This window comes from Nonomuraea zeae (genome assembly GCF_005889725.1).
Taxonomy (GTDB): Bacteria; Actinomycetota; Actinomycetes; order Streptosporangiales; family Streptosporangiaceae; genus Nonomuraea; species Nonomuraea zeae.
In genome coordinates, this window is the sequence record NZ_VCKX01000139.1 from 17,759 (window position 1) to 31,512 (window position 13,754).

12 protein-coding genes and 1 pseudogene are annotated in these 13,754 nt (G+C 70.5%); 6 read left to right on the forward strand and 7 right to left on the reverse strand.

Annotated elements, in window-relative coordinates:
* The first annotated feature begins 33 nt into the window (after nt 1-33).
* On the forward strand, nt 34-1,596 hold the full coding sequence (locus tag ETD85_RS35410) for an LCP family protein (protein ID WP_138694176.1): 1,563 nt from the start codon (nt 34-36) through the stop codon (nt 1,594-1,596).
* Between the two features lie 178 nt (nt 1,597-1,774).
* Here the strand turns inward: ETD85_RS35410 and ETD85_RS35415 are convergent, their stop codons facing one another.
* Nucleotides 1,775-3,115: a lipase family protein gene (locus tag ETD85_RS35415; RefSeq protein WP_138694177.1), complete on the reverse strand. Its 1,341-nt coding sequence runs from the start codon at nt 3,113-3,115 to the stop codon at nt 1,775-1,777.
* 294 nt (nt 3,116-3,409) lie between these two features.
* The gene (locus tag ETD85_RS35420; RefSeq protein WP_138694178.1) at nt 3,410-5,449 is read right to left on the reverse strand and encodes a spermidine synthase; all 2,040 of its coding nucleotides are present in this window, start codon (nt 5,447-5,449) and stop codon (nt 3,410-3,412) included.
* A gap of 184 nt (nt 5,450-5,633) precedes the next feature.
* Here ETD85_RS35420 and ETD85_RS35425 point away from each other — a divergent pair, with 184 nt between their 5' ends.
* On the forward strand, nt 5,634-6,992 hold the full coding sequence (locus tag ETD85_RS35425) for a S8 family peptidase (protein ID WP_138694179.1): 1,359 nt from the start codon (nt 5,634-5,636) through the stop codon (nt 6,990-6,992).
* A 15-nt stretch (nt 6,993-7,007) separates the two neighbouring features.
* Here the strand turns inward: ETD85_RS35425 and ETD85_RS35430 are convergent, their stop codons facing one another.
* Both ETD85_RS35430 and ETD85_RS35435 read right to left on the reverse strand, forming a co-directional pair.
* Nucleotides 7,008-7,733 carry an ABC transporter permease gene (locus ETD85_RS35430; RefSeq protein WP_138694180.1) on the reverse strand — a complete coding sequence of 242 codons (726 nt, stop codon included), beginning with the start codon at nt 7,731-7,733 and terminating at the stop codon, nt 7,008-7,010.
* Nucleotides 7,733-8,479 (reverse strand): ABC transporter ATP-binding protein, encoded by a 747-nt coding sequence (locus ETD85_RS35435; RefSeq protein ID WP_138694181.1) that lies wholly within the window; start codon nt 8,477-8,479, stop codon nt 7,733-7,735. Before ETD85_RS35435 ends, ETD85_RS35430 begins: the two co-directional genes overlap by 1 nt.
* Before the next feature lie 61 nt (nt 8,480-8,540).
* Between ETD85_RS35435 and ETD85_RS35440 the strand changes: the two genes are divergently transcribed.
* Nucleotides 8,541-9,173 (forward strand): TetR/AcrR family transcriptional regulator, encoded by a 633-nt coding sequence (locus ETD85_RS35440; RefSeq protein ID WP_138694182.1) that lies wholly within the window; start codon nt 8,541-8,543, stop codon nt 9,171-9,173.
* Between the two features lie 15 nt (nt 9,174-9,188).
* Here ETD85_RS35440 and ETD85_RS35445 read toward each other — a convergent pair whose 3' ends face one another.
* Nucleotides 9,189-9,497 (reverse strand): DUF4190 domain-containing protein, encoded by a 309-nt coding sequence (locus ETD85_RS35445; RefSeq protein ID WP_138694183.1) that lies wholly within the window; start codon nt 9,495-9,497, stop codon nt 9,189-9,191.
* 119 nt (nt 9,498-9,616) lie between these two features.
* Here ETD85_RS35445 and ETD85_RS35450 point away from each other — a divergent pair, with 119 nt between their 5' ends.
* The gene (locus tag ETD85_RS35450; RefSeq protein ID WP_138694184.1) at nt 9,617-10,408 is read left to right on the forward strand and encodes an ion transporter; all 792 of its coding nucleotides are present in this window, start codon (nt 9,617-9,619) and stop codon (nt 10,406-10,408) included.
* On the opposite strand, the gene ETD85_RS35455 is transcribed toward ETD85_RS35450, so the two are convergent.
* Together ETD85_RS35455 and rpsD are read right to left on the reverse strand one after the other, a co-directional pair.
* Nucleotides 10,382-11,596: a low temperature requirement protein A gene (locus tag ETD85_RS35455; RefSeq protein ID WP_138694185.1), complete on the reverse strand. Its 1,215-nt coding sequence runs from the start codon at nt 11,594-11,596 to the stop codon at nt 10,382-10,384. The two genes, ETD85_RS35450 and ETD85_RS35455, sit on opposite strands and share 27 nt — an antisense overlap.
* 2 nt (nt 11,597-11,598) lie before the next feature.
* Nucleotides 11,599-12,213, reverse strand: a complete 615-nt coding sequence (gene rpsD / locus ETD85_RS35460; protein ID WP_138694191.1) for a 30S ribosomal protein S4 — start codon at nt 12,211-12,213, stop codon at nt 11,599-11,601.
* A gap of 77 nt (nt 12,214-12,290) precedes the next feature.
* Between rpsD and ETD85_RS35465 the strand changes: the two genes are divergently transcribed.
* Together ETD85_RS35465 and ETD85_RS35470 are read left to right on the forward strand one after the other, a co-directional pair.
* Nucleotides 12,291-12,992, forward strand: coding sequence for a DUF2470 domain-containing protein (locus tag ETD85_RS35465; protein ID WP_138694186.1), 702 nt, complete (start codon nt 12,291-12,293; stop codon nt 12,990-12,992).
* A 121-nt stretch (nt 12,993-13,113) separates the two neighbouring features.
* A pseudogene (locus ETD85_RS35470) lies at nt 13,114-13,754 on the forward strand (hypothetical protein); the annotation flags it as partial.

Sequence of the window (13,754 nt, forward strand, 5' to 3'; positions counted from 1 at the left end):
GGTTTTGCCTGGTAGGCGTGTGAAGGAGCCGGTGTGAGCAAGCGCGATGGGGTAGACACCGTGCCGGGAGGTAAGAAACGGCGCCCCATTCGCCGCCCCCGATCGGCCGCGGGTCCCACCTCGCGCTCCACCGCTCCGCGTTTCGCCAAGCCGCTCACGCCGGGCGCCGTACTCGGGTGGACCGCACTGTCCGCCATCGTGCCCGGCGCCGCTCATCTGCGGGCCGGGCACCGCCGTACCGGGCTGGTGCTCATCAGCGTGTACGCGGTGCTGCTGCTGGCGGCCCTGGCCTACGGGCTGAGCGTGGCCGGCGACCTGTCGAACGCCTCCGCGTTCGCCGACGACGGCATGATGCTCACGGTGGTCATCTCGGCCACGGTGCTCGCGCTGGCGTGGTTCGCGCTGCTGGTGACGTCGTACGTGGCGCTCGGCCCGAACAAGCTGCACCAGCAGGGCCAGATGGTCACCGGCATCGTGGTGGGCGTGCTGTGCGTGGCGGTCATGTCGCCGTTCGCGCTGGCCGCCAGCAGCGTGCTGACCGCGCGCGACGCCCTCGGGGCCATCTTCCCCACCGAGCGCGACCCCGACATCCCGCCGGTGGCCAAGGACCCCGAGGACCCCTGGGACGGCAAGGACCGGGTGAACTTCCTGCTGATCGGCGGCGACGCGGCCGGCAACAGGACCGGCGTGCGCACCGACAGCATGAACGTGGCCAGCGTGGACCTCAAGACCGGCAACACGGTCCTGTTCAGCCTCCCGCGCAACCTGCAGCACGTGCGCTTCCCCCCCACCTCGCCGCTGCACAAGCAGTTCCCGAACGGCTACATGGCCGAGCTCCCGAACGGCGGCCTGCTCAACGAGGTCTGGCAGTACGCCAACGACAACCCGCAGCTCATGGGTGGCAAGAACAAGGGCCCCCGGGCGCTGATGGACGCCATCGGCTACACGCTGAACCTCAAGATCGACTACTACATGATGATGAACATGTACGGCTTCGCCGATCTCGTGGACGCCATCGGCGGCCTCAAGATCCGGGTGGAGCAGGACGTCAAATGGGGCGGTCTCTACGGCACGGCGGGCACCATCAAGGCGGGCTACCAGAAGCTGTCGGGCGAGGAGGCCCTCTGGTACGGCCGCTCCCGCGTCGGCAGCGACGACTTCTCGCGCATGAGCCGCCAGCGCTGCGTCATCGGCGCCTTCGCCCAGCAGGCCACGCCCACGGTGATCCTCACCAAGTTCGACAAGATCGCGCACGCGGCCAAGCGCCTGGCCCAGACGAACATCCCGCGTGACCTGGTGCAGCCGCTGGTCGAGCTGGCCGTCAAGGTGAAGGACGCCAAGATCTCCAGCCTGCAGTTCGTGCCGCCGGACTTCTACTCGGGCCGCCCCGACTGGGTGAAGATCCGCCAGGCCGCGCGCAAGGCGATCAGCGACTCGACCCGGCCCGCCCGGGCCAAGACGGCGAACGTGACCGCCTCCCCGAGCCTCACGGCCGCCTCCCCGACGCCGACCCGCGCCACCCCGACCCAGACGCCGACCAGGAACAGCAGCCAGAAGAGCGGCGCCAAGTCCCTTGAGGAGCTCTGCGGCCTCTAGCGGCCACTCAGCGGGCCCGCGGGAACGCCGTCAGGCGCCCTGGGTCTCGGCTCCTCCGGCGGCCCGGCAAGGGCCGCTCTGAGGTCCTTCCACCGGCCGGCCGGTGGTCCCGCCCACCCCGGGGTGGGCGGGACGGCGAGAGGTGCTCGGCGGCCTCACCTCTCGTCCGGCGGCGGCCTCACTTGGCGAGCTGGCCCACGATCCACTCCGCCAGGGTGGCGGTCACCTGGCCGTGCTCGGAGTTGTCGGCGTCGCACTGGTAGTCGTCGAGCTGGCTGTGCTCGGGCGACAGGGCGGTGATGTCGGTGTAGAGGTCGACCGTCCACTCCAACGGGTCGTACTGGAGGGCGACGGCGCTCACCGACGGGACGAAGCAGGCCGACCTGTAGCGGGTCTCGATCGGCACGCCCAACTCGTCGGCGAGCAGGCCGTACGAGGCGAGCGTCCCGCCCGGCGCTCCGTCGAACGGCGCGACGTCGCTGGTGTAGCTCTTGCTGGACCACAGCGGCAGCGCCCGCATGCCGCCGACGTACTTGGTGGTGCCGCGGTCCGGCTGGGTGCGGACGGTGGCCCCGGCGAGGCCGTCCAGCGCGCTCCACTCGAACACGAGGGCGTCCGGCGGCACGTTCCTGCCGGTCCCGTCGGCGGCCCCGTTGGCCACGCCGAGCTTGCGGGGCCGGACGGGGAACCAGCCCACCCGCCGCAGGTCCTCGATGAAGGCGGTGCGCAGCGGGCTGGCGGTGGCGACCGGCCCGGAGTAGCGGGCGCTCTCGACCCACGCCCACAGCAGCTGCTGCGCGGCGGGGCTCCTGATCAGGTCCGCCTGTCCCGGCTCTCCCGGGGCGAGGGTCTCGGAGAAGTACGCGAGCTGCTGCAGGATCAGCGGCAGCCACGCGCCGTTGTGCGGCGTGTCGTACGACAGGTACGTCATCGTCTGATGGTCTTCGCCGCGGCTCTCCATCTCCGCCAGCGCGTAGCGGGTGATCAGCCCGCCGCTACCGAGACCGCCGACGATGAGCGGCGTCCCGCCGGCCCGCTCCGCGATGACCCGCCTGATGCAGGCGGCCGCCACCCCGGCGTTGGCCTGGATGTGGATGTGCCGGGCGCCGAAGCCGAGCAGCACGACGTCGATGCCCTGGGCGAGGAGCTGGTCGAGCAGGCGGTGCCTGCGGGGCGGGTAGGGCGCGTTGAGCTGCTGCCAGAACGCGGGGAGGTGGCTGGATCCGTGGCCGAACCCGTCCGCGAAGACCATCGGCTGGATGAGGCGGTCGTGTCCCGCGCCGTAGTGGATCGCGGCGGTTCCGGTGGCGATCTGGCCCCGGTGGGACCAGGCGGAGGTGAGCGCCCACGTCGCGTGGGGAGCGGGCGCGTCCCCGGGGGTCTCCGGTACGGGTGTCGCGAACAGCATTCGCTTGGGGAGCGCTCCGGCGACCTGCTCCGCGCGGCCGGCCGGCACCGGCTCCGATTCGTGCCGCAGGGCACGCTCGACATCTATCCTGGCTGCTCCTTGTATCGCCATGATTGTTCACCTTTTTTCGTGGGCTTACTGGACGTCACCCCCGATCTCGCACCTCCTCCGCGAAAAGACGGATTTCCTTTTTCAGGGCCAATGATCAATGCCCGCATGACTGACGGCATCTCTAGCTCACCTCCGGACCGACGACAAATCAACCCGGAGCGCAAACTATTCACCTGACCGTGTGTCAAGGCGTTACAGAGGTGCAGGAGTGCCGCGATGCAGCACGTCAGACACCCGGCGGAGAAATGCATGACCCTCGGAAGGCGCCATTCTCCTAATCGCGGAACGCGCCCGTCACCCCGTGACGGCGGCCTTTCTGGGGAGCAGCACCAGGGCGCCCAGATAGAGCACCGCCGCGACGATCAGCAGGCCCTTGTACCCGATCACCAGCGCCACATATTCCAGGCAGCCGCCCACCATCGCGCCCAGCAGGTTCGCGCCGAAGGAGGTGGTCGCGTCGGCCGTGTCGGCGAAGCGCTTGGCGAAGACCACGTTCGCGGCGAAGATCGGCAGGAACGCCACGGTGACGGCCGCCACCGCGCGCAGCGGCAGCGGCAGCGACAGCAGCCAGGAGTTCGGCACCAGCCAGGCCAGCAGCAGGCCCGCGAAGAGCACGGCGTACATGACGGGCAGCGGCGGCATGCGGAAGCGGCGGGTCACCTCGACGGCGGCGAGCACCGCGACCAGCACGCCGGCGAAGACGATCGCGTTGACCACCCACGTGGTGCCGAACAGCAGCGCGAACCCGGTCACGCTCTTCGTCTCCAGCAGCATGAAGCCCACGCCGAGCAGGAACAGGTCCGCGTACGGGCGCATCCTGCCGTAGGGGCCGGCCACGAAGCGGACGGCGAGCAGGCTGACGATGAGGATCAGGCCGAGCGTGATGATGTAGATCGGCGGGATCGTCGCGTCCTTGAGGTAGAGGAACGGACGGTCGTCGTCGGCCGGCTGCGGGGTGCCCGCGGCGGCGCCCGGCCACTCGGTGGCGCAGCGCTGGGCCGAGGCGGTCACGCCGGCGGTGATCACGGCCTGCTGCCCGGCGGTGCTGACCACGTCGACGCACGGCTTGTGGCCGAACGCGCTCTGCATGGTCAGGGCGAGCCGGTCGACCAGCCAGCTCTCGCGGTAGTAGTTGTACATCGAGAAGGTGCCTCCCGGCCGCAGGTGGGCGCGGGCGGCCTTCATGGCCTCTTCGGTGAACAGGTAGCTCTCCAGGCGCAGCGAGCTGGCGCCGGAGACGAGGGTGAGCGAGTCGGGCAGGGCGAAGAGGATCAGATCGTACTTGTCGCTTGAGCGCTCGAGGAAGGCCCGTCCGTCGGTGACGTGGGTGGTGACGCGCGGGTCGTCGTACGGCTTGTCGGGGTGGACCGAGCCGCCGAGCTCGCGCAGCTTGGGGTCGATCTCCACGGCGTCCACCCGGTTGGCGCCCTTGGACAGCGCGATCGCCACGTCGGTGCCGCTGCCCGCGCCGACGATGAGCACGTCCTTGGGCGGCTTGCTGGTCCGCTCGTACGGCAGCCCGTATTGGGCCTCCCACTGCAGGCGGGCGGCGGCGGGGACGGCCTGCTGGTGCGGGATGCCGTTGACCGCGATGTCGGTGACGAGGATGCCAGCCTGCTGGAGCTGCCTGAAGGTGACCTTGTAGTAGGGCGACCAGATGGCTCCGGCGGTCAGCGTCTCGGTCAGCAGCAGGCCGACCACGACCAGCGAGGGCACGGTCACCAGGCCCACGTAGAGCGTACGCGGGCGGGGCATCAGCAGCAGGCCGTAGCAGACGGCCGCGATCAGCCCCCAGAAGACCGGGGGCGCGCTCAGGAACGACAGCGCGGTGAACGCCGCGATCCCGGTGAGGCTGCCGATCAGGTCGTAGCGGTAGGCCTCAAGGCGCGGCAGCTCGGGGAAGCAGCGTCCGACCAGCTCGGCGGGACCCATGAGCACCAGCGCCGCGGCGCAGAAGATGACCGGCAGGATCAGCCACGCGGGCGGTCCGACGGTGCCCAGGCTCGTCCAGTAGAGGATGCCCTCGGTGTTCCGGTCCACGGTCACGGGGAAGGTCGAGACGATGACGACCAGCACGGCGAGCACGACCGGCGAGTAGTACGGCTGCCGCCGCGAGCGCCCCACGCGCAGGAACCCCAGCCCGATGCCGAGGAACGAGCCCAGCAGCACGAAGTTCGTGAAATAGCTGAGGTGGACGATGTTCGAGCCGGTCCACCGGATCAACGCCAGCTCTAGGAAGAGCATGAACGCGCTGGCGAGGATGAGTCTCGGCCGCACCGCCAGCCAGTGATCCTTTTCCCCGCCAGTGACCGGCTTCTGCGCCTGGAGCGTCATGGTGCTTCACCGTAGTGAACAGACCGAAAACAAGGAAGTCTGACGGCCCAGAAGAAATGTCGTCCACTTCGCGAGGAATGCGGCATTATTGCAGGTCAAAACCCCTGAGATACGCTGGACGCGCACCGGCAGATGAAGGAATGTTGGGACGTTCGTTTCCCTCCACATCGTTCGGTGGTGACTCATGCGGGTCCTGATTCAGCTCCGCCCCTCTCCCGATCTGGTCGCGGCGGTCGCCGATCCCGGCCGGACCGCCACCACGGCGGACGTCGCCGACGGGTTGCCCGGCGTCGAGCTCGACCCGGCGTTCGTGCCGGTGGCCCTGCCGAGACCCGTTCCGCTCGCGGGCGGCGACCCGCTCTCGCTGAACCAGCCGCTCGACTTCTCGCTGGCCGCGGAGGACGCCTCCGTGCTGGTGCGCGGCACCATCTCCGACGACGAGCTGGCCTCCAGGGTGACGCTGCTGCCCGCGCTCAGGCCCGACGTGGTGGGCGTGTTCGCCGACCCGGTCATCGAGTCCACGCCGACGTGCGGCGGCGATCCGCCGGTCGGCGACTGGCACGACGTGGAGCGGCTGCTGAACGTCCCCGGGCTGCACGCCGAGGGCCTCGACGGCGCCGGGGTGGCGCTGGCGGTGCTCGACACGGGGATCAACGCGGCCCACACGGCCAGGCAGCTCGGCCGGGGCGTCACGCTCGACGCGGCGCGGTGCTGGAGCCCGTCGGGCGTGCCGGGCCGGCCGGGCGAGTTCGAGGTCGATCACGGGACGATGTGCGCGTTCGACGCGCTCATCGCCGCGCCGCAGGCCACGCTGATCGACATCCCGGTGCTGCTGTCCACCCGGCCGGGGGGCTCGGCCCTGGACGGGCTGCTGTCGGACGCGGTGGCGGCGTTCGCGCACCTGCGCAACGTGCTCGACGCCCAGCCCGCCGAGTCGAGGGCGCTGGTGGTGAACAACTCGTGGGGGTCGTTCTCCGCCGAGTGGGACTTCCCGGTCGGGCATCCGGGCAACTACTCCGACAACGCCGCGCACCCGTTCAACCTGATGGTGGCGAGCCTGGACCGTGCGGGGGCCGACGTGCTGTTCGCGGCGGGCAACTGCGGGCGCGAGTGCCCCGACGGCCGCTGCGCCTACCCGGCCAGGCCCATCGTGGGCGCCAACTCCCATCCGAAGGCCCTGTCCATCGGCGGCATCGACGTCAACGGCGAGCGGGTGGGCTACTCCTCGCAGGGGCCCGGCCGGCTGACCGCGCGCAAGCCCGACGTCTGCGCGTACACGCACTTCTCCGGGTCCAGGGCGTTCGGCGAGCGCGAGCCCGACTCCGGCACCTCCGCGGCGACGCCCGTGGCCGCCGGGCTCGTGGCCGCGGTGCGCACCCGCTGGCCGTCGACCAGGCTGTCCCCCGCCCAGCTGCGGGCGCTGCTGCGGCGCACCGCGGAGGACCGCAGCGAGGTGGGGTTCGACTACGACTACGGCTACGGGATCGTGGACCCGGCGGGGATCATCGCCGCGCTGCAGCGGCGGGCCAAGAGCGTGGCCTGACCCGCCCCCGCCCGCTCAGGCGTTCTCCCTGTTGAACACCCGCGTCCCGATCGTGAGGCTGACCACGGCGAAGACCACGGTCACCGCCACGCCCACGCCGACGGTGCCCGTCAGGTAGCGCCCGGCGAACAGGTCGCGCAGCGCCTCCAGTACGTACCTGAACGGGCTGATGTGCGAGATGGCGTCGAGCCAGCCCGGCGCCATCGACATCGGCAGGAAGGAGCCGGACAGCAGGATCAGCGGGAGCACCGCCGTGGACATCACGGGCGCGAACAGGCTCTCGTTCATGGTCAGCGCGATGGCGTACGACAGCGCCGCCAGGCTCGTGCCGAGCACCACGATCAGCACGAGCCCGCCGGCCAGCCCGAGCAGCGGCGCCCGCAGGCCCAGCGCGAAGGCCACCGCGAGGAGCAGCACCATCTGCACGACCAGCGTGAGCGCGTTGTTGAGCACGCGGCCGAGCAGGAGCGCCAGGCGGCTGGCCGGGGTGACGCGCATCCGCTCCAGCACGCCGGAGCGCTTCTCGAAGACCACGCCGAAGCCCGCCAGCCCCATGCTCATCAGCCCGAGCTGGATGATGAGGCCGGGGACGAGCGTCTCCCAGGTGCCGAACGTGGCGAAGATGGGCCCGAACAGCACCAGGAAGAGCAGCGGCTGGATCGCGCCGAAGATGATGCCGACCTTCTGCTGCAGCGTGACCTGCACGCCGTGGCGGAACAGCACCCAGGTGTCGCGCACCATCAGACGCCCGCCTCCTCGCGCAGCGACCTGCCGGTGATGTCGAGGAACACGTCGTCGAGCGTGCGCCCGCCGGACTTGAGCCCGGCCGGGGTGCCCTCGGCGACGATCCGGCCGTGGTCGATGATCAGCAGCCGGTCGCAAAGCGCGTCGGCCTCGTCGAGGTAGTGGGTGGTGAGGAACACCGTCATGCCCTTCTCGTCGCGTAGCGAACGGATGTGGTCCCAGAGGTTGGCCCGGCTCTGCGGGTCGAGCCCGGTCGTCGGCTCGTCGAGGAAGAGCAGGACCGGGTCGTGCAGCAGGGCGAACGCGATGTCGAAGCGGCGGCGCTGACCGCCGGAGAGCGCGGCGGCCGGCTTCGACTCCAGCCCGGTCAGGCCCAGCCTGGCCAGGACCTCGGCCATCTTGTCCGTGGCGGCCTGGCGGCTCAGCCCGTAGAGCATGCCCTGGAGCACGAGCTCGCCGGCCGGCGGCACCATGGGCAGGATCCCGCCGCCCTGGGAGACGTAGCCGATGCGCCTGCGTACGTGCCTGGAGTCGCCGAGCAGGTCGTGGCCCGCCACCGTGGCGGTGCCCGCGCTGGGGCGCAGCAGCGTGGTCAGCATGCGCATGGTCGTCGTCTTGCCCGCGCCGTTGGGGCCGAGGAACCCGACGATCTCGCCCGGCCGTACGGACATGTCCACGCCCGCGACCGCTTCGACGCCACCGTCGAAGGTCTTGCTCAGACCTGAAGTCTCAATCACTTTCATCGCCTCCAAAATTAGGGTAGCCACAAATTTGGTGTCACTGCAAATTGGGTACGATGGAGGCGTGGAAGAGGGGCTGCGGGAGCGGAAGAAGCGCGAGACCAGGCAGCGCATCGCGGACATCGCGATGGGGCTGTTCATGGCGCGGGGGTTCGACGATGTGACCGTGGCAGAGGTGGCGCGAGCGGCCGACGTGTCGGTCAACACGGTGTTCAACTACTTCAGCACGAAGGAGGATCTGTTCGCCGACCGGCAGCAGCTGGCGGTGGACCTGCCGCAGCAGGTGCTGCGCGGGCGCGAGCCGGGAGAGAGCGTGGTGCGCGCCTTCCGGCGCGACTATCTCGACGCGATCGACACGCGCGACTGGCGCTACGGGCTCAACCTGGGCAGCGACGTGTTCGCCCGGATCGTGAACGCCAGCCAGGCCCTGGTCGCCCGGCTCCGCGAGATGCACGTCGAACGGGAGGAGGGGCTCGCGCGGCTGCTGGCCGACGAGCTCGACACCGATCCGGACGACCTTCTCCCGCAGGCGGTGGCGGCGCACATCCTCGGCACCACCCGCATCCTGACCGGCTACGCGGTGGCCAGGATGCTGGCCGGAGACGTCTGGGAGGAGATCGAGCCCGATCTCAGGGCGCAGGCGGAGCGGGCGTTCGACCTGCTGGAGTCGGGGCTCGGCGACTACGGCGCGCGGTGAGGCCGGCGAGCGCCGCTATGACGAGAAGCCGCCCGTGACCAGGGCCATCCCGAAGACCAGCACCAGGAACCCGGCGACGAGGATCAGCATCACCGAGCTGATGATCCCGCAGATGCGCCCGGCCTGGACCGCGCTGCGGTTGTCGTAGTAATAGCCGCTTTCGTCGATCTCGCGCAGCGCCGTGTTGCCCATCACCCAGGCGAACGGGCCGATGAACGTGCAGACCACCAGGCTCAGGATGCCCAGCACGAGGATGGTGGTGCCGTTGGGATGGGTCTGCGGCGGTGGCCCGTAGGCGGATGGGCCGTAATGCGGATAGGACACGGTGGCTCGGCCCCCCTCGCCGGCTGGCTGTCAGGTGGGATTTATACCACAGTCCTGCTCTTGATCATGTTGCGTCATCATGGTGGGGCATATGTTCGATCCCTTAGGAGCCAGCCCCCGTGCGTGAACGCACCCGCGCCTTCCTCGCCAACCGGCGTTTCCAGCAGTTCATCATCGGTGTCATCCTGATCAACGCGGCCACGCTCGGCCTCGAGACCTTCCCGGCCGTGGTCGAAAGCCACGGTCACCTGCTCACCGTGGTCGATCACGTCGCGCTCTACATCTTCGTCGTCGAGCTGCTCGCCAAGGTCTACGTCGAGCGCTCGGAGTTCCTCCGTGACCCGTGGAACATCTTCGACACCCTGATCGTCGCCATCGCCCTCGCGCCCGCCACGGGCGGCCTGTCGGTGCTGCGCTCGCTGCGCATCCTGCGCGCCCTGCGGCTGCTCTCGGTCGTGCCGAGCCTGCGGCGCGTGGTGTCGGCACTGCTGCGCGCGATGCCGGGGATGAGCTCGATCGTGGTGCTGCTGTCCCTGGTGCTCTACGTGGCCGCCGTCATGGCCACCAAGCTGTACGGGCAGGCCGCGCCCGACCGCTTCGGCAGCCTGCCGACCTCGTTGTTCACCCTCTATCAGACGATGACGGGCGACGACTGGGGCAACATCGCCAGGGACGTGATGGACGAGCACCCCACGGCCTGGATCTTCTTCACCATCTTCATCCTGGTGTGCACGTTCGTGGTGCTCAATCTCTTCCTGGCGGTGGTGGTCAGCGCGATGGACGAGGAGAGCGCGGAGGAACGGGCCGCGATGGAGGACACCACCGCGAACCAGACCCAGCGGATCCTCCAGGAGCTCACCGAGCTGCGCAAGGAGGTCGCTGCGCTACGCCGGGAGAACGTTCTCGACTGAGCCGCCCGGCCGGCCGCCGCGCGGCCGGTAGACCACCCGCCACAGCGCGATGACCAGCAGCAGCGCGACCACGACCCAGGCGGCCAGCAGCCCGGAGACCGCGGCCACCGCCAGCGGCGCGACAATGGTGGGCACCGCCCAGCCCCAGATCCAGCGCCGCTCCGCCCTGGTGGCCAGGCCGAGCGCGGTGGAGGCGGCGAAATAGACGGCCAGCCCGCCGCCCAGCACCCAGCCGACGCCCCCGTGCAGGTGCCCGGCCGGCTCGGCCGCGACCACGCCGAGCCCGGCCGCGGTCGCGGTGATGCCCGCCGTCATGGCGAAGTGCGCGGGCAGGGCCACGTACGCCCGCAGGCCGCGTTCGTGGGCTCCGGGCACGGCGCTCACGCCGTACTGGAGGGTGAGCCACCACAGCGTGACGATCAGCCCGAATCCGGCCGCCGCCGCCAGCCCCAGGGGCGGCTCCCAGGAGTGCCCGGAGGAGGCCATCACGACCTGCATGACGGCCTCGCCGAGCACGATGATCACGAACAGGCCGAGCCGCTCCCCCAGGTGCGCCGGGTCGAGCACGGCGGCGGTGGGCCGTAAGGCCGGGTGCGCCGGGCCGCCCGCGCGGGCCCTGCGCTGCTCCAGCCGCTCGGCCTGGCGCCGCATCTCGTCGATCATGCGCTCGGGGCGGCGGCTGCTCCGGATGGAGAAGAGCATGTCGAGGACGAGCGCCAGCCCCCACAGCGCGTACCGCCATGGGGGCTCGACCCAGATGGAGACCAGCCACGGCGTCAGGCCCGCGCCGAGCTGGGCCGCGGGCCACGCCGTCATGATCGTGCCGGACCGCTGCAGGGACTGCGCCGCGCTGATCCGGCAGACGATGTACGCGGCCATGAACCAGCCGTCGTGCGTCAGGCCGGGCGCCATCTCGTGGGCGACGTCCGGCGCGGCGGCGGCCATCACGGCGATGCCGAACATGCCGATCAGCATGCTGCGCAGGCGGGTGCGCTCGCCCCGGACGTTGGAGTAGAGCGTCAGCGTCGTCCACACGCTCCACACGGCGTAGTAGAGCAGCACGAACAGCCCGACGTTCGCCCACGTCGGATGTTCGAGCCGGTGGGCGAGCTGCGCCACCGCCACGACGACGACCAGGTCGAAGAACAGCTCGAGCCAGCTCGCGTGGCGCTCTCCCGCTTCGGTCACGGCTAACGAGAATAGAACTCCACCACGAGCTGCTCGTCCACCGGGATGGAGATCTGCTCGCGCTCGGGCCGGCTCGTCATGGTGATGCGCAGGTCGGCGTGGTCGACCGACAGGTAGGGCGCGATGCGCTCGTCCGCGTGCACACCCTCGGCGGCGGCCACGAACGGCTGCATCCTGCGCGACCGCTCCCTGACCGTGATCACCTGGCCCGGCTTGACCAGATAGCTGGGGATGTCCACCTTGCGGCCGTCCACGGCGATGTGCCCGTGGTTGATGTACTGCCTGGCCGCGTAGATCGACGGCGCCAGGCCCGCGCGGAGCACGACCGAGGCCAGGCGGCTCTCCAGCAGCGTGACCAGCTCGGCGCCGGAGGCGCCGGACTTGCGTACGGCGAGGTCCCAGTAGCGGCGCAGCTGGCGCTCGGACACGTCGTAGTACCAGCGCAGCTTCTGCTTCTCCATCAGCCGCAACCCGTAGTCGCCGGTGGTGCGGCGGTTGGTCTTACGGCCGTGCTCGCCCGGAGGGTAGGGCCGCTGCTCGAAGTAGCGGACGGCTTTCCTGGTCAGCGGGACGCCCGCGCGACGCGACAGTCGTACCTTCGGGCCGGTGTAGCGCACGTTCACCTCAATGTGATTAGGTATTCCTTACTTAGGCAAGCCTAACCTATTATTACTGCTGTTCTCAAGGAGGCGTCATGCTGCCGATCCCCGAGCGGGTGCGCACCCTCGCCGCGACCGCGAGCGTCGCCAAGCTGTCCGTCGACGGCGCGCCGTCGCCCGCCCGTGGCGGCGTGGACGAGCGCGGGCGGCCCGTGCTCCTGGTGTTGCCCGGCGAGCCGCTGCACGGCCTGCGCGAGGACGCCGTCGTCGCGGTGAACCTGACGGCGATGCGGCAACTGGGCACCGTCACGCATCCGCGCGGGCTGCTGGAGGTGCAGGGGTGGGCGGAGGCCGTACCCGAGCTGGAGGCCCGCGCGGCGGCGGTCGCGGTGGCCGCGCACAGTGCGGACGAGAGCCTTTTCGACGCGCTGGAGCGGTTCGGGCAGCGGGACGCGCCCCGGCTGCTGCGGCTGGACGTGGGCCAGGTCGTCTATCTGACCGGGCAGGAGTCGGGGCTGCTCGACGCCGACGACTATCTGAACGCCTGCCCCGACCCGCTGGGCGAGACGGCCGAGCGGGTGCTCGCCCACGTCAACGCCTCGCACCGGCCGCAGCTCACCGCCGGGGTGTCCAGGCAGCTCGGGGAGCAGGTGGGCGAGGTGTGGCTGTGGGAGCTGGACCGCTTCGGGGCGACCGTGCGGGTGGACGAGTCGCTCATCCGCTTCCCGTGGCCGATCCCCGCGCATTCGGACCTCTGCCTGGAGACGGCGATGCGCGGCCTGCTGTGCGCGTGCTGATCGGCTGCGCCCTCGTTTGATCCAGTACGTCCCGGTGTAGATGATCACGGTTGCCTGTGATTTATCCGGACTTACTCGTACATCGGCCCGATGAGTGCGGTTGCGTCTCTACATTTGAACCGTGACCCGAACGCACCGACCCCAGGCCGAGCCCGGCGACCCCGGCGGCGAGTTCACCCACCCGGTCACGGACACCGAGCCGGGCACGCCCGGCAACCACGACACGTCCCCCGCGCGCGGCACGCAGGCCGAACCGGGCTTCACACCGAGTGTGCAGGGCGAGCCAGGCTTCACACCGGACACACACGCCGGGGCGAGCTTCACATCGGGCGCGCAGGGCAAGCCGGGCTTCACACCGGGTGTGCGGGGCGAGCCGGGCTTCGCACCCGGCGCACACACCGAACCGGGCTTCGCGCCGGGCACACACGCCGGGGCGGGGACGGGCGCCGAGGCGGGCGCGCCGGCCGAGCGGGGGCGACAGGCGCTGATGGCCACCGGGGTGCTGGTCGGGACGCTGATGCTCGCCATGGCCGCCGTGCTGATCGGCGGGTCGTCCACCGTGCGGACGCTCGACGCGGCTGAGTGGCCGGGCGAGGGCAACGGCATGCCCGAAGCCTCCACCATCGTCAAGCCCACACCGACGCCGTCGCGGCTCTCGTCCACCGCACCCGGCCGTTCGGCGCTGCCCACCGTGTCGGGCACGGTCGCCGGCGCGAACCCACCCGCCGCCTCGCGCACGCCCGCCGGCTATCAGGCCCCCTC